The 21,945-nt window shown below is 43.3% G+C and carries 22 protein-coding genes; 2 read left to right on the forward strand and 20 right to left on the reverse strand.

Features of this window, described 5'->3' with window-relative positions:
- Positions 1 to 5 precede the first annotated feature (5 nt).
- Entirely contained in the window at positions 6 to 1,058 is a 1,053-nt protein-coding gene (locus ACSBOP_RS16355) for an HRDC domain-containing protein (RefSeq protein ID WP_442601587.1), read from the reverse strand.
- A gap of 185 nt (positions 1,059 to 1,243) precedes the next feature.
- Here ACSBOP_RS16355 and ACSBOP_RS16360 point away from each other — a divergent pair, with 185 nt between their 5' ends.
- Positions 1,244 to 1,537 carry a DUF3055 domain-containing protein gene (locus tag ACSBOP_RS16360; RefSeq protein ID WP_442601588.1) on the forward strand — a complete coding sequence of 98 codons (294 nt, stop codon included), beginning with the start codon at positions 1,244 to 1,246 and terminating at the stop codon, positions 1,535 to 1,537.
- Positions 1,538 to 1,602: 65 nt separating this feature from the next.
- Here ACSBOP_RS16360 and ACSBOP_RS16365 read toward each other — a convergent pair whose 3' ends face one another.
- The 8 genes from ACSBOP_RS16365 to ACSBOP_RS16400 all read right to left on the reverse strand — a co-directional run bounded on the left by ACSBOP_RS16365 (position 1,603) and on the right by ACSBOP_RS16400 (position 9,137).
- Positions 1,603 to 2,136 carry a phosphatase PAP2 family protein gene (locus ACSBOP_RS16365; RefSeq protein ID WP_442601589.1) on the reverse strand — a complete coding sequence of 178 codons (534 nt, stop codon included), beginning with the start codon at positions 2,134 to 2,136 and terminating at the stop codon, positions 1,603 to 1,605.
- Between the two features lie 143 nt (positions 2,137 to 2,279).
- Entirely contained in the window at positions 2,280 to 3,335 is a 1,056-nt protein-coding gene (gene dmpG / locus ACSBOP_RS16370; protein WP_442601590.1) for a 4-hydroxy-2-oxovalerate aldolase, read from the reverse strand.
- Positions 3,325 to 4,191 carry a hypothetical protein gene (locus ACSBOP_RS16375; RefSeq protein ID WP_442601591.1) on the reverse strand — a complete coding sequence of 289 codons (867 nt, stop codon included), beginning with the start codon at positions 4,189 to 4,191 and terminating at the stop codon, positions 3,325 to 3,327. Before ACSBOP_RS16375 ends, dmpG begins: the two co-directional genes overlap by 11 nt.
- Before the next feature lie 89 nt (positions 4,192 to 4,280).
- A complete protein-coding gene (locus tag ACSBOP_RS16380; protein WP_442601592.1) occupies positions 4,281 to 5,018 on the reverse strand; it encodes a 2OG-Fe dioxygenase family protein in 738 nt (245 codons plus the stop codon).
- Between the two features lie 20 nt (positions 5,019 to 5,038).
- Positions 5,039 to 6,226: an aminotransferase-like domain-containing protein gene (locus ACSBOP_RS16385; protein ID WP_442601593.1), complete on the reverse strand. Its 1,188-nt coding sequence runs from the start codon at positions 6,224 to 6,226 to the stop codon at positions 5,039 to 5,041.
- Between the two features lie 200 nt (positions 6,227 to 6,426).
- Positions 6,427 to 7,317 carry a LysR family transcriptional regulator gene (locus ACSBOP_RS16390; RefSeq protein ID WP_442601594.1) on the reverse strand — a complete coding sequence of 297 codons (891 nt, stop codon included), beginning with the start codon at positions 7,315 to 7,317 and terminating at the stop codon, positions 6,427 to 6,429.
- 128 nt (positions 7,318 to 7,445) lie between these two features.
- Positions 7,446 to 7,904, reverse strand: coding sequence for a Rid family hydrolase (locus ACSBOP_RS16395; protein WP_442601595.1), 459 nt, complete (start codon positions 7,902 to 7,904; stop codon positions 7,446 to 7,448).
- A 246-nt stretch (positions 7,905 to 8,150) separates the two neighbouring features.
- The gene (locus ACSBOP_RS16400) at positions 8,151 to 9,137 is read right to left on the reverse strand and encodes a peptidase MA family metallohydrolase (RefSeq protein ID WP_442601596.1); all 987 of its coding nucleotides are present in this window, start codon (positions 9,135 to 9,137) and stop codon (positions 8,151 to 8,153) included.
- Between the two features lie 453 nt (positions 9,138 to 9,590).
- Here ACSBOP_RS16400 and ACSBOP_RS16405 point away from each other — a divergent pair, with 453 nt between their 5' ends.
- Positions 9,591 to 10,292, forward strand: a complete 702-nt coding sequence (locus tag ACSBOP_RS16405; RefSeq protein WP_442601597.1) for a 4'-phosphopantetheinyl transferase family protein — start codon at positions 9,591 to 9,593, stop codon at positions 10,290 to 10,292.
- A gap of 106 nt (positions 10,293 to 10,398) precedes the next feature.
- On the opposite strand, the gene ACSBOP_RS16410 is transcribed toward ACSBOP_RS16405, so the two are convergent.
- The 11 genes from ACSBOP_RS16410 to ACSBOP_RS16460 form a co-directional block, all read right to left on the reverse strand.
- The gene (locus ACSBOP_RS16410) at positions 10,399 to 11,286 is read right to left on the reverse strand and encodes a 5'-3' exonuclease (protein ID WP_442601598.1); all 888 of its coding nucleotides are present in this window, start codon (positions 11,284 to 11,286) and stop codon (positions 10,399 to 10,401) included.
- Between the two features lie 91 nt (positions 11,287 to 11,377).
- A complete protein-coding gene (locus ACSBOP_RS16415) occupies positions 11,378 to 12,697 on the reverse strand; it encodes an MFS transporter (RefSeq protein WP_442601599.1) in 1,320 nt (439 codons plus the stop codon).
- A 144-nt stretch (positions 12,698 to 12,841) separates the two neighbouring features.
- Entirely contained in the window at positions 12,842 to 14,290 is a 1,449-nt protein-coding gene (locus ACSBOP_RS16420) for a glycosyltransferase family 39 protein (RefSeq protein WP_442601600.1), read from the reverse strand.
- Complete coding sequence (locus ACSBOP_RS16425) at positions 14,271 to 15,971, reverse strand: glycosyltransferase 87 family protein (RefSeq protein ID WP_442601601.1); 1,701 nt, start codon at positions 15,969 to 15,971, stop codon at positions 14,271 to 14,273. Before ACSBOP_RS16425 ends, ACSBOP_RS16420 begins: the two co-directional genes overlap by 20 nt.
- Positions 15,972 to 16,139: 168 nt before the next feature.
- Positions 16,140 to 16,289, reverse strand: coding sequence for a DUF3934 domain-containing protein (locus ACSBOP_RS16430; protein WP_442601602.1), 150 nt, complete (start codon positions 16,287 to 16,289; stop codon positions 16,140 to 16,142).
- 135 nt (positions 16,290 to 16,424) lie between these two features.
- Positions 16,425 to 17,597 (reverse strand): DNA sulfur modification protein DndB, encoded by a 1,173-nt coding sequence (locus tag ACSBOP_RS16435; RefSeq protein WP_442601603.1) that lies wholly within the window; start codon positions 17,595 to 17,597, stop codon positions 16,425 to 16,427.
- On the reverse strand, positions 17,597 to 18,733 hold the full coding sequence (locus ACSBOP_RS16440; RefSeq protein WP_442601604.1) for a DNA sulfur modification protein DndB: 1,137 nt from the start codon (positions 18,731 to 18,733) through the stop codon (positions 17,597 to 17,599). Before ACSBOP_RS16440 ends, ACSBOP_RS16435 begins: the two co-directional genes overlap by 1 nt.
- A 168-nt stretch (positions 18,734 to 18,901) precedes the next feature.
- Positions 18,902 to 20,002 (reverse strand): site-2 protease family protein, encoded by a 1,101-nt coding sequence (locus ACSBOP_RS16445; protein ID WP_442601605.1) that lies wholly within the window; start codon positions 20,000 to 20,002, stop codon positions 18,902 to 18,904.
- Between the two features lie 58 nt (positions 20,003 to 20,060).
- Positions 20,061 to 20,417 (reverse strand): arsenate reductase family protein, encoded by a 357-nt coding sequence (locus tag ACSBOP_RS16450; RefSeq protein ID WP_442601606.1) that lies wholly within the window; start codon positions 20,415 to 20,417, stop codon positions 20,061 to 20,063.
- Positions 20,418 to 21,368, reverse strand: coding sequence for an RluA family pseudouridine synthase (locus ACSBOP_RS16455; protein WP_442601607.1), 951 nt, complete (start codon positions 21,366 to 21,368; stop codon positions 20,418 to 20,420).
- A complete protein-coding gene (locus tag ACSBOP_RS16460; protein WP_442601608.1) occupies positions 21,365 to 21,934 on the reverse strand; it encodes a cob(I)yrinic acid a,c-diamide adenosyltransferase in 570 nt (189 codons plus the stop codon). The genes ACSBOP_RS16455 and ACSBOP_RS16460 overlap by 4 nt, the downstream gene beginning before the upstream one ends.
- Between the last annotated feature and the right edge of the window lie 11 nt (positions 21,935 to 21,945).

Consider the following 21,945-nt stretch of genomic DNA (forward strand, 5'->3'; position numbering starts at 1 on the left):
TAACGTTAGCTCGCAGCCGTAATGTTATCCATCTCCTGCACTTCTATTTCCAATAGTCCGGCCTTGGATTTGCGGAATCGAATTCGCAGGAGGCGCAGCCATTGATAGGTTCGTTCAAGGTCCAGATCTTTACGATCATCTGCTGAAAACACAGCTTCCATCACCGGTTTCAAATAGCGATCACCCAGTTCCTCGAACTTTGTCCAAGCCTGCTCTTTCAGCTCTTCTGTCACATCAGAAAGTTCATTATCAATCAGCGGGCTCACATCATACCCATCTGCATCCAGCTCTTCAACCATCATAACCGTGTCTCGACGAGACAACGATAGCATCGAACGCATCTCCTCAAGGGGACTTCCCTGCCAAATGGCCTCCAACATATTACGTTTTCTCGCATGACGTTCGAGTTCGGCCTTTGCTTTTCGCTCATTTTGGTCCATCAGCCATTGTTGAAAGCTCACTCGATCAATAAAGTTTAGGACCCAATCAAGCGGGAATTGAGTGACGCGCTCAAAGGTACGGGTAATCGCAAATATCCCCTCTCCATACTGACTTACCTTCCCTACTCCAAACCCTGGAATCTGCTTGAGCTCTTCTGCATGTTGTGGCATATAAGCTGCAATCATCTCCAACATCCGATTCGTAGCAAGCAAGTACGGAGCCCGACCTTCCTTCGCAGCACTCTCTCTTCGCCATTTGCGCAGCTGCTCCAATAACTCGTGATTCGTATGTCGTTCACTGTAATAATGCAAGCTATGTACCCATTTGGCCTTATCACTCAAGGATTCGATTGGATTATTTAGCGAGATGCTAACTTGCGGTATATACCCCTCAGCCAGCTTGGATAACATATGGTTGCGAAAACAGCTCAATACTTCGTCCCAGTGCCTCCCTTCATACAAGTAATCTTGCCTTGCTTGTCCACCTTCCATCTCGACAGTCCAGATGATCTGCCAAATGCCCTTGCTCTCACCGATGCAAATTTGTGCCGTCTGCACACGCTGCTCTTCGAGCTTTTTTTCCAAGGTGTTCATAAAAATGATGTTCAGAAATTTCACCTCTCTCATTCAGATCTTAGTATCAAAAGAAACAAAAAACACCTCATCTGCGATTTACACGCAAATGAGGTGCTTCCCCGTTTCCTTCAATTACCCAGATAATACCATGCAGTTTCATTCATTGTCAACACCTTCTCTACTCGCTTATAATAGCGATAGCCACAAGAAGAGAGGAAGAGATAGACATGAACGAACTCGACTATTTATATGATCATAAAGAAGATACAACGACCCGCTTTGTCTGCTTTGTCGGCAACTGTATGCGCCGTTTTGATCTTGCCCTCGTTTCAACCAATCGTTTTTTCGGTAAAAAAATTGTGATCGATCTACAATCCGGTCGAAGTGCAATTATTGGTCCAGACGACTTGAACGAAGAAGGTTACTTGGAATATGTGTATAAAATTACAGAAGAAGAAGCGCAGGAACTGAATGGTTTCCTCAGTGAGGTCATCGGCACCGTTCATTTTACAGATATTTAAGATTATTTTTCAATAAACTCGATCCACAGAAGGGGTGCTCCTTGCACACCTTCTTTTCTTTTTTGTCATCCGGCAATGAAGAAAAATGTGAAGATCGCTGTCGATGTACCTAGCACGCATCCGGCTAGACAGTCCGTCGGGTAATGCAGCCCTAGATAAATTCGTGAGAAACTAACCAAGAATGCAATCGGGAGCAGCAAGCATGCAAGCCATGCAGATAAGAATAAGAACGGTGTAATCACAGAAAATATGGCTGTCGTATGACCGGATGGAAATGATGCATCAAGCAGAATTTTCTTGCCTGTCTTTACTTCGGATAAAGCTAGAAACGGTCTGCGTCTACGAAATTTCCGTTTGATCAGGGCCACAATTACATGACTGACAGTAAGAGCGATGAGACTCTGCCAACCGATTCGACTCAGGCTGTTAGGCGCAAATAGCGCAATACCTAATGTACAGGTAATCGTAAAGGTCGCCCCACCCAAATGGGTGAGTACCTCAAATATTCGATCCAGCAAAGGTGCCTGAATAGCCCGATTGCACCAGTAGAACAATCTTTTTTCAAGTGGAAGTACTTTATTCGCATAATATTCTTTCATCCGCACCACTTCCATTTCTTCCAAAAATATCTTTACACCTTTTAGTTTACACAAATCTTATTCCGAACAGGTGTATTTTTTTGTAAAGATATCCTGAAGAATTTCTGAAGAAGTGGAATGATGATCAAGTGCGTAGGCATACTCTAGTGGAAATTGACCCCATCTTCACCCGTAGAGCTAGAAGTGTCTGTAAGCCTCGATTGGAGTTCAAGTCTCTTATCTGCAGATTGTTCAATTCCAGTGCTATCTAGTCCCTCCACAACTAGGTCCGTGAACATATCGCGTACGTTTACACCATATTTCGCAAGCAAAGGTAATGTGGTAAACAAAGAACTACCTCGAATACCTAGCATTCCTAAGGATAGTGCCCCCCGCTCCAAAATTTGTGGTTTTGGCATGACATGATTCAGCATATAATCCGCAGCTTGCAGAAGAATGCGCTCCTGCACACCTGTTTCATAGCCCATTTTATGTAGAGCTGCAACCAGTACTTCTGTTGGCGCATTGCCTGCTCCAGCACCGAATCCAGATAGACAGCCATCCACAATATCAGCACCTTCTTCTACCGCAACTAATGTATTCCCGACACTAAGACCCAGATTGTTATGACCGTGAAATCCAATGCGAACGGAGAGATGTTGACGCAGCAAGCTAACCTTGGATCGGACTTCATCTAATGCCATTGCGCCCGCTGAATCAACGATATACACCGTACTTGCACCGTATGACTCCAATTTTTTAGCTTGCTCAAGCAGTTGTTCCGGCGACAACATCGAACTAAGCATCAGAAAACCGAATGCTTCTAAATGGAGGGAATTCGCTGCATGGATGTACCGCTTTGCCAGCTCTGCTTCGGGCGAAACTGTGGCGATACGCACGGTATGTGCGCCTGCTGCTTTTGCCTCTTCAAGATCCGCTATCCGTCCTACACCCGGCAGTAATAACGTCGTTACACGAGCTTGCGGAGCAGCAGCTTGAACCGTACGGATCGCTTCTGAATCTGTTAGACGACCTTTGCCAAAATGCAAGGAGGAGCCACCTAGACCATCACCATGAGATACCTCCATATAACGAATATTCGCTTGTCCCAAGTACGATGCAATGACTGCTAACGTATCTGCCGAATATTGATGGGAAAGCGGATGACAACCATCTCGCAGCGTTGCATCGAACACTTCCACCTTACGTTTACTTGTCATCTGAATGCCCCCTTTCCTGCTGCTCCACAAGTTGTTCTCCTGCTCGAATGGCAGCTGTAACCATGAGGTCAATGTGTCCCTCTGAGGGCGACAATCCTTCACTCCAAGCTTGAACTTCTATAACAAACGTGAGGACTGAATTCGAGTAAACAGGTGCATATTTTAATTGATAGCCTGGAAAATAGTTAGTCATCTCTGATGCTTTTGCTGCTAGAAGGTTCGTTATTGCAGCAGTATCCTCTATAGCCTCTATTCTTAAATGCACGATATATCGATTTACCGCTGCTTCCTCATCAGGATTGAAGAATACCATGGATTTCGCTTGAACTGCCCCTCCATAATGAATAAGGGCACGTTCCGTATTCGTTATATACTCGTCTAGTTGTTCGCGGAAATAAGCATCAGCTGCCGAACTTGGGATATCGCTAACGACCTCAGCTTCTTGAATGAACACATGCTCGGATAAAGCTGCTATTAACGGTCCAATTGCTTGAACAGCGGGAGAACCTAGGCTTTTCAGTGGATGATCCATATATACCGAATCAAGCACCGTAATATAGTTGTCTTCGCTTGTTAACCGTTCTGGTGTCAGTTGAATATAACCGTATCTATTCTTATCGTCATATTGGAACGCGGCATTCGAACCCGCATAAAACACCAGATGAATGGGGGAATCATGATCAATATCAGTGAAAAAAGCTTCCTCAGTACGATCCTCATCTCTTGAATCCATCCCATCGTCATCCTCTGGCACATGTACATAGACCAAGTCAAAGCTGCTAGATTCTTGTAGTAATTTAGCCAAAAGTGCCCTTCCTAACTTCCCTCTGCCGATCAGCGCTGTTTGAATTTGCATTTGAATTTGATCCTCCCTTTCTTATCCCTACAATAAGATAAGCTGAGCAGCTTGTGCTCAGCCTACTTCTTTTTTCACTTCGTAATCGACTAGTTTTTTTTCGTAAAAGCAGCTACGAACACATCACGGTAGCCATCGACTTGATCTGGCAATATGGAACTAACCCCATGCATCACGTTTTGATCATCCGCAAAGATAAGATCTAACGGCTGCAGCGTCACGTCGATAAGCGGGTTGCGTGCATTATCGTATATTGTGCTTTCTCCGCCTACGATATTTTCCCGTGCGATGACCATCATCATGATATACGTAACACCATCACGATGAACGCCTTCCGGTGTCGGCTCGCCCTGTTCATTCGTTCTTGCAAGCACCCGAATTTGATGAATCGTCGTCTCCCAATCGCTCGGTCCTTCTAGTTGCTCAAGCGTGTTGTACGCCCACTGTAAGAGCCCTCTTAGGAATTGATTACCTGCCACAAGCGTTTCTTCTGCTGGATCAAAATGTCTAACTATGCCACCATTAAGTGCATTAATTTCTTGTGGTTGATAGTAAGGACGGTCAAGGAAATAGTTCAATGAGCGATCCGCGCTTGAATACTCAAGTGTCGCAAATCTGCGCAGACGATATGTGCCGTTGTCTTTCATATATTTATCAATTGCTAAACGATTAAAGCTGTCCGCAAAATCGTTCCAATCTTTTTCGGAATAAAAATCAGCTTGTTTAAAAAAATCACTTCCACAAAAGCAGAAACCCTCTGCCTTTACCTTAGATGCAACTGTGCCTACCTCAAGTGATGTTAGAAATCCTGTATTGGTTTGTTCCATTGTCATCTTCTCCTTATCGATTAACATCTAATTAACATCTCTTTCAAAATAGCCGCTAAACGCGGGATGCCTTCGCGAATCTTATCCTCCGACATGTTCGAGAAGTTCAAGCGCAGTGCATTCTCTCTACCCCCATTCGGGTAAAAAGATCCTCCGGGTACGAACGCGATACCGCGTTCCAGACTCTTCTCAAGCAGTTCACGTGTGTTCACCTCTAACGGCAGCTCGACCCAAATGAACAACCCCCCGCCAGGTAACGTGAACTTCGCTTCTTTCGGGAACTCAAGGCTCATCAGTTCGAACATCAAATTTCTTCTTGCTCGATAGACATCTTTAATTCGTTTCACATTTTCATCTAGATCATACAATTCCATATAGGTATGCAGGACACGCTGGCAATACGTTGAAGAATGCGTATCTGCCGCTTGTTTGGCCATCACATACTTCTCCATGAGCGCCGGCGCTGCGTACAGCCACCCAATGCGAAAACCGGGACAGAAGATTTTGGAGAAAGAGCCTAAGAATACAACCTGCCCTTTCATATCCATCGAAGCAAGTGACGGTAACATTTCACCCTCATACTTCAGTTCCCCATATGGATTATCCTCGATCACGACAATATCGTATTGACTCACAACACGCATGAATGCTTGGCGACGTTCTAGCGACCATGAACGACCTGTCGGATTCTGAAAATCCGGAATCACATAGATCATCTTTACTCGATCTGTCGTCTCCAGAATACGAACCAGATCTTCCAAAATCATGCCTTGATCATCTGTCTCTACTTCCATAAATGTCGGCTCGTAGACACGAAGCGCTTGAAATGCTCCAAGAAAGGACGGGTTTTCACAGAGCACCACATCACCTTCATCTAGAAAAAGCTTTCCTGACAGCTCGATCCCTTGCTGAGCCCCGGTTGTAATTAAAATGTCATCGACCGTACATGACTTTGCGAATTTAGTTGCCATGCGGTTCGTGATATGTGCTCTTAATGGGCCATAACCTTCCGTGATGGTGTACTGCAAGGCCTCTTTACCAAATTGGCTCAACACCTGAGATGAAGCTTCTTGAATTTCCTGTGTTGGAAATAACTCCGGCGCTGGCATTCCCCCTGCAAACGAGATCATCCCGGATTGCTCCGTCATTTTCAAAATGGCTCTAATGTCTGAGCCTTTCAGTTGCTCCATTCGCTTGGCAAATTTCACAGCAATCCCTCCTTATGCGCATGTTGCGTTAGTCAAAAAATGCGGGATATTATATCGATATGGTTGCGCCTTCATTTGTGTGCCCCCGAACAACAATAAAACCCCTCAACTCTAAGAATGATTACATCCTTATTGTAAGGGGCTTAACATAAATTGGTAAAATATACAAAACGCATTGAAACTATTCCATTAAGTTATAGCTATCGGACAATAGGTAAATTGGCTTGGATATAGGAAATAAATGCTCGCGCTGCATAAGACTGATAGCGATCTTTGCGATAAATAAGCGCCCAATCCCAAGCGATATGAGGTGTCGAAATAGGAATCGAATGCACCCGGTGATTGTTGAGCCGTGCGGCCATCGATTTAGGAACGAGTGAAATCCCAAATTGGGTGGCTACCATCTCGCATACTAAGTCCCACATCGAGGTCATATAAGCGACTTTAGGCTCGAATCCTGCCTGTCGACAGGCTTGCATGGCCACATCATGAAGTGCAAATTCTTCGGAAAATAAAATAAACGATTCATCTTGACATTCAACTAATGAAATGGATTCATGTTTGGCAAGCCGATGCTCGCTGTTCACAATGACGACAAGTTCTTCTGCATGCAAGAAAACGGTTTCAAATAAGTGCGAATCTACTGGCAGCACAGTGACACCGAAGTCTATTGTACCTTTTGCTACTTGGGCTTCCACATGCTTGGCGCTGTATTCCTCCATTTGAATGTCAATGCGAGGGAATTCTTTTTTAAAATTCGCCATGATCCTAGGAAACAACAATGCGCCCACTGTCGGCAGCAGTCCCATCTTCACTTTGCCTCGATTCACATGGACGAGTTCATTCACAGAGGTGGATAAATCACTCATGGATTGAATGATACGAACCGCTTGTTCATACACGAGTGCGCCTGCATCCGTCAGCTCAACTTCCCGCTCCGCCCGATCCAACAATTGAACACCAAGCTGTTCTTCCAAGCTCTTAATCATTTTGCTAATTGAAGGTTGAGAGACAAGTAAGGTTTGTGATGCTTTGGTAAAGTTCTTCTGTTTGGCTACTTCCACAAAATATTGAAGTTGTCGAACATCCATTATGCTAACTCCATCCATCCATATTTGGGTTGACTACTCATTTGAGTATAACAACCTTAGCTGTGGATTGCACCGTAAAATGTGAATGAGAGCGTTATACAGGGAGATGAGGTCATGCATAGTAGCTTTCATTCATACTTAAGTGAAAAATAAAGAAATAAAAACCCGATTAAAATAGGAATTGATATCCCTATCAAACTAAAAATAGCAGTCTTTAGCCAGAATTTATGTTCTTTAATAAACTGCCATTCTTTCTTATTCGCTAAAGCGACACCATCGATCTGAATCAATGGTTCCATAGTAGTAGCAACTATATGAAGCGTTGTGTTTCTTGAATTAAAATAATTTTCAATAATTTCTTTATATGCTTCACAATGCTCGCTTTTATGAAAAATATTCAAATTTCGAATGTTTCTAGCTTCCACGCCTGCCTCTTTAAAAGCATGAATAAGGTGATCAAGCGTTTGATTTAATTGAAGCTCAGGATCTTCCTCTTCCTCACCTTTTTCCATAGGAGGAGTTGGACCAAGAATAAAAACCATCCCATTAATTTTAGTAATTTGAAAATGAATCTGCTTATTTTCCATGATTAGCACCAGATCCCTTTTGATTTGTTTTCATCACCCATATCCACATTATACCATAATAGGAAATCAAGATCGCTTTCAGAAAAAACAAACGACCGCTCCCAGTGGAATACCAGGAAACGGTCGTAGTTTTATATGTCTTGTCAGTAAGTTACTACTTCATGTGTGTAGCTTAAGTGGGACCTTCGAGCCATTTTGAATTGCAGTTTGCCTCTGAAACGATTCTGTTCTATGCATAATCTAGGATTAGTGGCTATAATTCGCTTTTAAATAATCAACCCAAAGACTGTGTAATTCTGATTTGCTGACGCCAAATATTCGGTTATATTCCTCTGGGTGCCGAATGAAGTCGTTTAATTTCTCATATCCATATTTAAGTACCAAAAATTCCACGATCGTATAGGAATATGGATACCCGTTCCTATACACGAATGCTGGCCCATTTATCTCGTCAAAGCTAGGTATTTTACCAGCAGAAACCAAGATTGGGAGCACTATTTTGGCATTAAGATCCGTATTCCCCAAATAATTGGCAACTCCTTCTTCCAGCCACGTAGGTCGTTTACTGTCAATTTGAGACAGCACGACATGTGTAAATTCATGAATGCTTGAATTTAATATAGAAGACCGGTTTTTCGGTGATAAGATAAATAGTGCGTCATCACTAAATACGCCTAATGACCAAAAATTAGAAAATAGCCCCAACGAATATACCAGATTGATTTGATTTGAAAAAACGGTTACTTTTGACTTCGTCTTTGGCTCTGTTTTAAGTAAGCCAATGATACGCCCATAATGCTGTTCAAAATTGTCAGCAAGCTTTACAACCTCTGAATAATCCGCTTTCGAGCTGTAAAAGATGAAGTGATCCGTTTCCTTCTGATTCTTGTAAAAACTGGATTGTAAGGCAGTCACGTTCAAATAAATAAATATAAAAGAGGTCACGATGATGATGGTTAGAGTCGCCATCTTGCCTATTTCGTCTGGAAATACAGGACTTCCATATGTTTTTTTAATTAATCGATAAGATGCGAAAATAAAAAATGGCATCCACATTAAACCGAAAATTGTCAATGCTTTATAGGAATCCCCGAGCCAGTAAAATACGAAATAAGACATAGTAGTCAACAGACAAGTTACGGTCCCAACCAAACTCGATCCTTGCGATTTCCAGATCCACAACGACAGCAAGCCAGGTATTACTAAATTCGCGACAATTAAATCAATTATCAACGTGACATCCTCCCAGAATGTTATAGAGTTAGACAGATAAGGTGACGCTCCGTTTTTCTCTCTCTTTCTCTCTTTCCTATGGCAAAGACTACTCCCATGCCAAGATCAATAAAGCAGCCTTCGCCAATCTTTACGTTAGGATGGATATCCACGCCCGTTAAAAAACGATTGAAATAAGCGGCCATTCTTGCTATCAGTTTCAACTGATTTGTATGTTCTACTATATTTTATTATATCAAAATGAAAGAAAGGTTGGTTGAGAGGATGAACGAAGTGGCACGGTTCACAAAGTCTGTTTTCCCCTCTATATAAACTTCGATTATCAATTGTTGCACGATCAGGTGTAGCAGGCGGGCTGAACCATGAGTTATGATATAAAGGAAAATAAGAAAGGAGAATTTTGGATGTCTTTAAGCGAGCTTTCAAAAGACAAGCAGCAGGAGCTGATTTAACATGAATATTCTAGCAGTGAATCTTCACTCCACTTATCCAAACAAGAGAGATTGGGAAGCTCTTATCTCTTTCATGGAGCCTGATGTACAAGTCAAAATCCGCAAATTTTATAAACCCGAAGATCAGCTGCGGACACTTTGCGGCGAGCTTCTTTTTCGCAGCTATGCGATGGAACGTTGGAACTTGGCACCTACTGAACTGATTCGGACCGTAAACGATTTTGGAAAACCCCAGCTGGCTCATTACCCATCTTATCATTACAATATCTCTCATTCAGGTGACTGGGTCGTTGCAGCATTCGATACAAAGGTTGTCGGGATCGATATCGAGGCCATTGCTCCCATCGAATTATCCATTGCAGATCGCTTCTTCACAGCTTCCGAGGTAATCATGCTCCGAAACCAAAAGGATGAGAATCAAACACCGTTTTTTTATAAGTTGTGGACGCTTAAGGAAAGTTACATAAAAGCTGAGGGAAAAGGAATCTCTATCCCGCTGGATTCTTTTTCTTTTCAGATCCATGACCATAAGGTTGAAATGTATCTGTCAGGCCGCCAAGACACCCGTTGGTCCTTTTGCCAATATCATCTTGATCCTGGCTATGCCCTGTCAGTTTGCGGACTAAGCCCGGTTTTTCCGGAGAAGATGGAGCTCGTGAGTTGGAATGACCTGGCGTCTACATTTAAAAAAGCAATGAGCTAATCCCACTTCCTGAAAATAAAGTAATTCAGAGACAAAAAAAGACGCTCTTCCCATAAAATGGGCGGCGTCTTTTCTTTTGATTAATGAGTTTTGACTTTTCAAACCCTTATCCATTAACTGCCTCACCGAAAATCTTGACAAGACCACCAAATTCTAATTCCTCAAATTTACTGTGTACACGTGTGGTATCAACCGCCCATTCACAACTATCCAGTTCACATTCAAGCGGAACGTCACAGCGAATTCGAGCTAAGTCACGACATAAATGAAGCATATCCAGTTCAGCTTCAATCTTACCGCGAACTCCTTTTGGAAGAAGGTGAATATTCTCAAGTAAACCTTCAATAGTCGCATACTCCTGAATGAGTTTGAGTGCCGTTTTCTCCCCGATGCCTTTAACCCCAGGATAATTGTCACTCGTATCCCCCATTAAGCCTTTCATATCAATGACTTGCAGAGGTGTAAGTCCTTTATCTTCTAAGAGGAACTCCGGTGTGTACACCGCGTAGTTGCCTTGACCTTTTTTCATAATGATGACATGTACGTTATCGTTCACAAGCTGGAGCATATCATGATCACCTGTCAAAATACGTACTTGTGTATGTTCTCCATATCGACCTGCGAGTGTGCCGATACAGTCGTCTGCTTCAAAACCATGTACGCCGACATTGGGAATACCAAAAGCATCTACGACTTCTTTTACAAGATCGAACTGCGGAATTAACTCTTCAGGGGCGCTCGGACGATTCGCTTTATAACCATCAAATTTCTCTGTACGAAACGTGCTGCTTCCCATATCCCAACAACACACGACGTGTGTCGGATTGAATTGATTAATCGCATCCATAAAATAGCGAATAAAACCGTATACCGCATTCGTCGGTAATCCTGTGCTTGTCTTACGAATAAAGCCGCCATAGGAATTCGCATAGAACGCACGAAACAGCAGCGCCATGCCGTCAACTAGCAGCACGGATTGTTTATTATCAGTCAAAATCGATCTCTCCTTCGTTAACCTGACCCTATTATATCATAAGCAAGCGGCAGACTACCTTAGAAGAAATTCCAAGTAATCTGCCTTCTCATCATTTGTCAGCGTTCAAAGATGTGTCTTGGGATGCAGCAATGCGGCTAATCTTCGTAAAGTCTTTCAAGAACAACGAGATGATGATCGCCACTACCAGTAAAATGAACGGCACAGCGCTGATCAAATAGCGGAAAGTCGCTTCTGGGTTCGGGCCTGGTTGCTCGCCGCTTACATAACCGAAAATCATACCGACAATCCAAAAGGCCAACACAGAGATTAGCCCACTGGAACGTGTAATAAAACCGCCAACGGCGACGTAAATGCCCTCTCGGCGCTTTCCGGTCTTTTCCGTGTCCTGATCGATGATTGTTCCGGTTAAAACAGGCGGCGTCACCAGAAACCCAGCAAGACCAAAGCCAACGCAAATTCCTGCGACGATTCCGGTAATCAGATCCGAACTAAACCAGAGCGGAATAACAGAAATCGCATAGACAACGATAGCCAGACGCCAGCTTCTGTACCCACCGAGCTTTTTAATAATCCAATACCATACGAATACAAACGGGATGACCGACACGAATACTGCCGCTAGCAAATATGTTATTTCACCTTCCGAGATACCGAGCACGTATTTGCCCCAAAATGGGATTGTCGCGCTGAGCAAACCATTAACCGTCTGTGCGAACGAGTTGGAGATATTGAAAATCCAAAACTCCTTGTTTTTGAGTGTTTCGCTAAAGCCCTCCACAAACTTGATTTTGGGCTCCTTTATCGCTTCTGGATCTTCTTTGATTGAAGAGATGAACCATAGCATAAAAATCGCGAACAAAGCAGCAAACACGACGGACATATTACTATAGCCGATACTTTCCACAAGTGGCATGGTCAAAATGGAAGCCACTAGTATCGCAACAATCTGGAATCCATTTTGAACGGCTGACGCCTTTGCACGAATGCGATCACCCTGATACAGTTCAGGAAGAAGCGCTCCGTAATTGACCCAGATGATCGTCGCGATCGCTTCGAACAATACTATAGCAACTAGAAACCATGCGAACATGCCTGTATTCGACATCCCACCCGGTACCGAGAACACCATAATGAACGAGAGCATCAATAGCGGGACCGCACCAATTAGCCATGGCTTACGCCGGCCGTATTTGGTTCGCGTGCGATCCGAGAAGTATCCTGCAAGCGGTTGATTAACCGCATCCCAAATGGTATACACCATGCGCGCGATCGTTGCAAATACGAGGCTGAGCCCCATCACATCGGTATAAAAATAAACATAAAACGTGCTAAACGCCTGACTTGGAATCATCATAGCGAACATGCCAAGCGCATACATGACGGTTGAATTTTGAAATCTTTTTCCCATCAATATTCCTCCAATGATCAAATTGGAAACGTTTTCATTTATCACTTTCTATTTTAATCCAAAAATTCCCTTTTTAAAAGCAGGCATAGCATAAAAAGGTGAGTCCGCAATGAAGCGTAACTCACCTTTTCAAGTTGAACATCTTTAGAAGAAATTCCAAGTCGGCAGCCAGCGCAGCCAAGTACTCGAATAGCTCTTATCAATAACAAGTCCAGACAAAATCGGATAGAACATTAGGAACAAGATAAATGCAAGTGCAAGAATACCATAAGCCAGCCAGCGACGCTGTTTACTTTGTTCTGTCCATCGTCCGATAAAGTAGGTCAACATGAGCGTTAAGAACGGAATCGTAGCAAAATAATGGTAGATAAACGTTAAGCGTGGTACTCCAACCCATGGCAAGTATTGTGCACCGAAGCAGACAAGCAGGAAGGCAAGCTTCTTACTTCTCTGTTTAATCGCAAAGTAAGCTGTTGCAACCAAAGCAATAAATCCGCCCCACCATACGACTGGATTACCGAATGAAATGATCGATGATAGCTTGCCTTCTGGTAGGAAATGTCCTGCGTAGTACCAAATTGGCATCACCATAAACGGCCATTCGTACCAAGGCGAACCGAATGGATGTGTCGCCACGAGCTTACTGTGATAGTCATACATATGTTTCTGGTAGGAAATTACATCTTTCAGTCCATGTCCTTCTCCAGGAACCATCATGAACGGAATATAAGAAGCTAGATAAATAAGTGCTGGAACAATCACGAACCAAATGACACACCATCCGAGTGTTATTAGCGTTGGCCGCCAGTAAGATCGTGCAGCTTGTTCTAGGTCTGCCCGCTCTTCTTCTGTAAGGCGATCTTCGTTCGCTTCTGCCGCAATCCATACATCTTCACTCGCAAGTCTAAGCTTCGCTCTACGATGCTCCATATAACGTTCAATGAGTACAAAAAGTAAAAGGAACGCAAGTCCTATACCGCCGTAAATGACGATCCACTTAGAAGCCGCGCCAATACCGAAGAATAGCCCTGCAAGACCAAGAGGAATCAGTGTCTTCCACAACTTATCCCGATAAAAATTCATTTGCATGTACCGATACATGAAATAGAACATCAAGATGATGAAAAAGACGCCATACACATCAATCGTTGCTATCCGTGTTTGGGCAAAATGCATAAAATCAAAAGCGAATAAGAAGGCTGCAATGAAGCCATATCTGGAGCGACCAAACAACCTTTTACCAAACGCATACATGATTGGAATCATGGCAATCCCGAACAATGTTCCGACAATACGCCAACCGAATGGATTCATCCCGAAGATGGCAATACCTGCTGAGATGAATACTTTACCAAGTGGCGGATGTGTATTCTCATAGGGTTCGATTTTGTGTAAATGCTCATACGCCGTACGCGCATGATAAATTTCATCAAAATAAGTGCCATCCATGTAAGTTGGTGAGTACGGTACAATATCTTGTTCATCAATGACCGAATCTGGTTGACCCTCATCCTCTGGAGATAAATCGTTGCCTACAATGCTTTGAATCGGGAGGGGCTTGTCTGAATTCCCATCAAAAAAAAGCAATTTCATGTACCGCAAATCCCGACTGAATCTGCTTTACCGTGAACTTGACATAACGAGCTTGCACAGACAGCTCCTTCACATTCCAGACGAACACTTTCGTATGATCCGATTTCACCTCAAAAGGTTCATTCCACTGCACACCATCATTGGAAAAAGCATACTCATAATCGCCATGACCAGGTCCAATGAACGTATGCACACGATGAAGTGATGCAGGTTGACCTAGATCAAATACGAGTGAGGAGCCCGCGGCATGCGGTTTCCAGAACGTTTCTGGTGCTTGATGAGAACCCAAGTTAAACAATGCAAATACAGAGTAAACAAGCGTAAGCCCAAGCGATAAATACCAATCCTTTTTCTTGAACAAACGGCCTGTCAGACTTGATGCAGCAGCTACTTCTTTTGCAGAAGGAAAAGATAACCGAATCCCTTCATGAACACCAAATAGCTTTCCACCAAGAATAACGCCATAGATGACTAGTCCAACATTCATCGCTGAAATAAACAGCATAAGCACGTCCCATTGCGGGATAAAGTTAATGCCTTTCCACGTCTGGTTCAGAACATAGGCAACATTCACAAAGTGTGTAAACGAGAAGCACACGAATAATCCCAACAGACGTCGATCTCGAACATAGATCCATGTCATTAATAGCGGAAGCAACGCGTAGAACAAGTAGCGCTCATGCATCTTGATCCCAAATGTGAACACAGCAGCTAAGAATAGAAAAGAGAAATAAAAGGCCGAACCCTTGATACCGCTGCTTTTAAAATATGTAAACATACCATAAATGAGCGCTGCGATCATTAGCAAAGCTCCACATGCTTGGTAAGGGAACCCACCTCCTTCAAGTGCTGCGAAGTTTCCTCCTAATAGCGTCATGAGATTAAATGCATTTAGCGAGGCATAGTTATATTGACCAAGCGTATTGAAATATAGCTTGAACACCCATGTAACCCCACTTCCCAACATAAACGGAAGCAAGAGTGCAACAACAAGCGCAGCGCCGCTAAGTACACTTTTGAAAAAAGTCACCCAGCTGCGAGTTCGAATGACTGCGACGAGTAAGAACGGACCGAACAAAAGACCTTGAGGTTTTAATAATATCGCAAGTCCAAGTATGACGGCTGCAAGAGATAATCTCCCTTTTTGCAAGATATATAAGAATACAGCGATGACTAGCATAAAGATCGAATCCACTTGCCCCCATACGGCGGAGTTCACAAGTACCATCGGATTAAGGGCATATAAGGCGGCTATGCCAAGTGAGACATTCTCTGACACATATTTTCGTGCTAATCGATAGAGAACGTATGAAGTCACCAGATCAGCTAACATAGCCGGCAGTTTGAACAAGATCAGTGTTGCCGAACTGTCCCAAGCGAGTCCGAATAAATCACGAATAGCAGCTAACGTATACAAGACATACATATAACCCGGTGGATAATCCAAAAAGGCTTGCGTCTCATATAGATGTGGCAATCCCCCTGTGTATGCCATGTTTGCCCATGCCATGAAGGTCTGCACATCAGGTTCGTACCCTTTCCAAATCGGTGCTAAGATCAAGCGGATCACAAGTCCGAAGAGGAGTAATAGCCAGAGCAGTGTGCTGATCTTAGGTTGCTTCTGGAGCTGAGTTTGCTTCGTATTTTGCATTTTCCGTTGTTGTTTCACGGATTTAGCCATTCGTTGCTTCCCCTTTTCTCATTCATTTCCAGTACTTTTCCTACTTCCTAATATACCAAAGCTTTCGTCTTCTGCCAAAAGCTGTTTGTTCGATACAGTTTCCATCTAAAAATAAATCCCCGACACTTCTGTCAGGGATTTATGCAGGCTCTTTTCTCCAAATGAAGATTAACTATTCGTTTTCTTAGCGTCATTATTCTTCTTAATACCTTTACTTTTATAAGGCTTTGGAGCGCTCTTCGCTTTATTGGCACTAGCTTGCCAGCGGTTCCAACCCTTCTTGTCCGTACCTCTTCCAGTTCCCTTACCTTTACTCATATCATCAACTCCAATGCTCCATGAAATATACAACATCCGAAGCCCTATGTACAGTGAAAAGCTCATCATCTTCAAAAAATGCAAAAAAGGAAGTACACCCTAAGTATACTTCCTTTACAAGCAATTTATAAAAATCTATGCCATCGAAGCTAGATCACCGCCTGCGGTATCGACACCTTCAAGCAGGAATTTAACTAACTTACTATGTTTACGCAACGATTTCTCATGAATTAAATTCATTTTACCGTTATCCTGGGCACCAAAAATGTAGAGTAGCTCCTCATTCTGATGCGACCAGTCGAATCCATCCAAAATTCGTAGACAGCTTAGCCAATCCGGATTGAACTCCCCATTTTTAAACAAGAATTGATTGGCATACAAGGCGATACTCTCCTGCATCACGCGAGAAGCAGAGATGTATTGCGACAATCCCGGCTGTTCAGGCATTAATGGCAATAAAGTGTTAAAGAATCCGTGCAGAACTTCCACATAAAAAGGCAGTTCCTTACGAACATTGCGCATCAACTCATAAGACGGCTGCATTCTGCCCGAGAATAACATCGTCGTAATGGAATACATCCAAGAATAGCATGTGAAATTACGATTAAATGCTGTCAATGAGTTGCGTTTCTCAATGCCTGCTTCTTTCAATAATGGATTGTGATCGCCGATTTGTTGGATGACCAGATTAAGCGGATCGATTGAATCGAATGAATGACCAAGCTCTTTAGAAACAAGTTGTACCTTAGAATTAATATCCCCGAACAACTGCTTCTCTTCTTCTTCATTCAGTCCAATATAGATTTGAACTGCAAGCTCGGTCTCCATTAAAGCAAGTCGACGCGCTTCCAATTCTTCGATTGATCCTTCCAACTGCTCGATTTCCCGAACCATCTCTTCTGAATGTCCATCTTTACGCATTTGCAGCTTGAGCGTCACCACTCGTCTAGAATATCTCCGTGCTTCCTTGGTCATTTGCTCGCCAACATAGCCAAGCGCAAGAATGCGATGCTGACCATCCAGAATACTGAGTTTCGAGCCTTGACGCAGAACCAAATCTTCATCATCTCTTGCAAAAGAACTCACATCCCGCAGCGACAAAGTCACTGGCCCGAAGAACACTTGATCCAGTTCTCGCTCTTGCAAGTAATTCGCAATTTTTCTACGCTGCATCATACTTAGTTTACGCTGTACCATCGGATCGATTGTCGTATAATCAAGCAAATCGCGTACTTTTAAAGCAACAGTCGTTAAACCAAATTTTTCACAAAAAGGATAAATCGTCATTTGCAAACGAAGTCCGTTCATTAGCCAACATCCTCCCCATCTTGAATTAGGAACATATGCTGATCCTGATAAAATCTTGTTAGATGCTGATACGCCTTCGTGATCCTCGAACGTCTTGGCAAACGATCTTTCTCCTCACCTTGGTAAATGCTATCCCAGTCGATATGAGGTAATATCCGCATGGCATAATTCATCGCATAGCGATTAAATTTCCCTGTTTTTGTCGCTTCCTGATGGATAAATAACGCGATCGCAATTTGAATATTTTCCGACCATGGCAGCGAGCCTTTGACAGGCTCAGGCAAATACTTCAGCATGTTTTGAAAATATTCCGTAGCTAACGCATGATGGTCTTCCATCGTCTTTTCTTCATATCGATACCCATTTTGCCTTGCGCTCGATTTCATCCGTCCCTCGAATAGTCCAATCACAATCTCAATTAACAAATGGTACGTAAATAAAAATTCTGGTCCTTTACCCCGTTCGGAAAAAATATCTACCGGAATTCGCTCCGTCAATGCTTGCTTCTGTACCAGCTCTGTTGCCATCACATGGTAATAACGACGTTGGTCACGCAGTACCGCAAGGTTTCCACCAATTTTGCGAGGTAATTTATTAATATCAGAGAACAACTGACGCTCCTGCTTCGCATTAATGTCCATGTATACCATAACGGATGCCGGAAATGCGTATAATCGTCCAAGTTTCTGCGAAATCTCTTCCATTTTTTCATATTCACGGCGATCCTTGGCTCTTGCCATCTGGCTCTGCAAGCTTTCCATCACCCTACGAAATGCTGCAAGACGATGCTGACCATCCACTACATACAACTTCTCAATTGGCTGCAAGCGATATGTCTGCGACTCCTCATCAAAGTGACCCGCTCCACGTGCCGAGAAAATAATCCCCGGGAAATAAATGGGTTGATTATCCTGCAAATACAATTCAATATAATCAATGAGCTTCGAAAGGTTACGAGGGTTAATGGAACGCTGCACCTCAAGATCCACCTCATATATCGAAAATAGCTTGCTCATCGGCAGTGTCGCTGTCAGTGTTTCTTGTCCAAACGTACGCCCTAGCACACCTGGAATCTCCACATAATTGCTAGCCCGCCCCCTTGTCCATAAATCCGATAAAGAAGAAATAGAATCCATTGCTCTTGCCTCCTTCTTGTATTCCAAAATACCTATATACTCTCATTCTGAACAAAAATGTGATTCTTAAAACATACCGCCCCTAGTATTTAGCTATTTTTGTATAAAAAAAGACTGCCTCGTTCATTCAGACGAATCTGATATAAACGTAAGCAGTCTATCTATGTTCTATATTTTTCCCGTTAATTGATGGACATAAGTCATCATAACACCGAGAAATGCAGCAAGTCCAATATAGGCTATTCCGTACTTCCAACGTGTGGAACTCGGCACTTCGTAGTATCGATCATTCATATGGGCACTTAGCGCAACGGTAACAACAACCCTAACGACATACTCGCCATCTGCATCTTGGACACGAGTGAAATGAGACGCATACACATGATGGATAACAGATGAAATTTGCAGTTCAATATTTTCTTTAAATCCGATACCTTCCCACTCTACCGTCACAATTTGAGTGCCAGCATTTTCACCAGTTAATACGGTATAGGTTGTAAAATCAAGCTCTTTACGATGCGCTTCACCTGGAATAAAGTAACCGTTAGCGTCAAAATATTGTTCTGGAATCAAAAATACGGCTGAAGCTTCATGCTGTTTATCCTGCAAGCTCTCTTTGTAACGAATTTCTTTGTATTTCTTATACAAGTCCCAAGCTGCAAATAGCCAAAGAATACCGAACAAAATGCTCTGTAAATAAAGAATGACCGGAATGGCAACTACAAGTCCAATTGGCCATAACCATCTTGTTACTGCTGCAGATATTTTACCGCCATCTAGCATTTGAAGCGGCAGCAAATTTATCAAATTAAGTAGAAAACCGATATAAGCAATCGAGTAAAACCCGCGATGATCCTGCCATATTCCAAGTCCAAATGCAATCAGTGCTCCAATCGTACCGATAAGAGGCCCACCAAATGCAATATAGGCCTCTGTAACCGCATCTCTTGGGTTACGCTTCATCCTTACCATTGCACCAATGAACGGGATGAAAAACATACCTGACACTGGCATTCCTTTACGTTTAGCAGCAAAGACATGCCCCAATTCATGAATCAATAACATAGCTGCAAGTCCAACGGCAAAATAGAACGGGAAAATGTACGCATAAACACCGATATATAACCCCATACTCAAAAGCGCACTGCCGAATTTACCATACTTCAATAACGCGAGTACGACTTTACCTTTAGCTAGAATAAAACCGCCAATCGCAACGAGAAAAAAGAATGGATTCTTCCCACTTTTCTTCTCTTGATTTGTTTCCAAACCTGGACCTCCCGGCCTTCCACTCATTCCCATTCAACTCCCATACCTATTACGTCATTTAACCCCATACCGTTTCATAATCAACTTCTTTAAATCCAACCGTAACCTTGGTTCCATCTGTTACAATCGGACGCTTGATCAATCTGCCGTTAGAAGCAAGCAGCGCCAATTTCTCATCTTCTGTCATTGTCGGCAATTTATCTTTCAATCCCATTTCCTTATAAACTTCACCCGATGTATTGAAAAACTTCTTCATGTCCAGCCCGCTCAAGGAAATCAAATTGCGCAGCTCGTCCACCGTCGGAGGCTGCTCAAAAATCGGTACAGCTGTCACCTCGTGACCATGTGCCTTCAACCATTTCAGTGCATTGCGGCACGTTCCGCATTTGCTATATTCATAAACGGTAAGTTTCATCTATAATTGCTCCTTTACTTGTTCAATTGCTTGTGACATATCTTCTGGCAGAGGAGCCTCAAACTGAATCCATTCTTTCGTTCTTGGATGTACAAAACCAAGCTTGGCTGCATGCAACGCCTGACGGTCAATGAGCGATTGGTCGGACGCAGCTTGTCCACTATCCGTGGACAGTGCCTCTGCCTCAGGTCCGTACATTTTATCACCAAGCAGTGGATGTCCAAGATATTTCATATGAACACGAATTTGATGCGTTCGGCCTGTCTCTAGACGAAGCCGAACAAGCGTCATATCCGCATAACGTTCTTCCACCGTATAATGTGTCACAGCTCGGTAACCCGATTCGATGACTATTCGAACGTGGGGCTGCTCAGGATCACGGTCAATCGGCGCATCAATCGTTCCATTATCACCCTCGACCACACCATGAACAAGAGCCAGATACTCCTTCTTTACCTCATGGACGATCATCTGCTCCGAAATTTGCTGATGAACGAACGCATTTTTGGCAATCGCTAACACCCCTGAGGTTTCTTGATCCAATCGATGAATGGGACGAAAACGCACAGTCTCCCCTTTTTGCTTCCAGTAGTGGACGACCCCGTTCGCAATCGTATTCACGTAATGACCATGTGTCGGATGCACGATCATGCCCGCTTTTTTAGCTAGGATCAAAAGCTCATCATCTTCATAAATAATATCCAAAGGCATTTCCTGCGGCATGATGTCTTCCGACTCTTCCAGCTCCATTCGAACTTCGATCAGGTCGCCTTCCGAAACCTTAACAGAAATATATTTACGCTCTCCATTGACCATAATGCCTTGCTCAGTCAGCTTGACGCGGGATAACAGCTTGCGGGATACCCCTAATCTTTTTTGTAAAATCGTCTTTAATAAAAATCCTTCTTCTTCTGACGGCACAACATATTGCAGTGGTTTATAATAACTCATGGCTTTGAACGAAACACCTCGGCAGATCGAATATATTCTACATCACTTTGGCCTTCACGGAAATTCGCAGTACGAGCAATCGTGAAGAACAGATCAGAAAGTCGGTTTAAATAACGTAATACTTCGTGATTAATTTCCTGTGATCCAGCAAGTGTTACAACACGGCGCTCTGCTCTACGGCATACGGTTCGGCATACATGAAGAGCTGAGGACGCCTGACTTCCCCCCGGCAAAATAAACCGTTTAATATCGGGTGTCTCTGAGTCGTATTTATCAATCCAAGGCTCAAGAGCATCAACCATGGCTGCCGTCACTTTATAGGGTCTTAACTCCGCTTTTAGAAGGGCAAGGTCTGAACCGCAATCGAATAGTTCATGTTGAATCTGTAATAAATCGGCTAACAAATCTGCGTATTTCGTCTGATCTAGTAATCCCATCGCTACACCGACAAAACAGTTCAACTCGTCCACCGTACCATACGCCTCAACGCGAATGTCGTCTTTATTGACACGTCCCCCAATCACACCTGTTGTCCCTTTATCCCCTGTACGTGTATAAATCCTCATGCCTTCTCCTC

The sequence above is a fragment of the Paenibacillus sp. KN14-4R genome (assembly GCF_052180255.1).
Classification (GTDB): domain Bacteria; phylum Bacillota; class Bacilli; order Paenibacillales; family NBRC-103111; genus Paenibacillus_AM.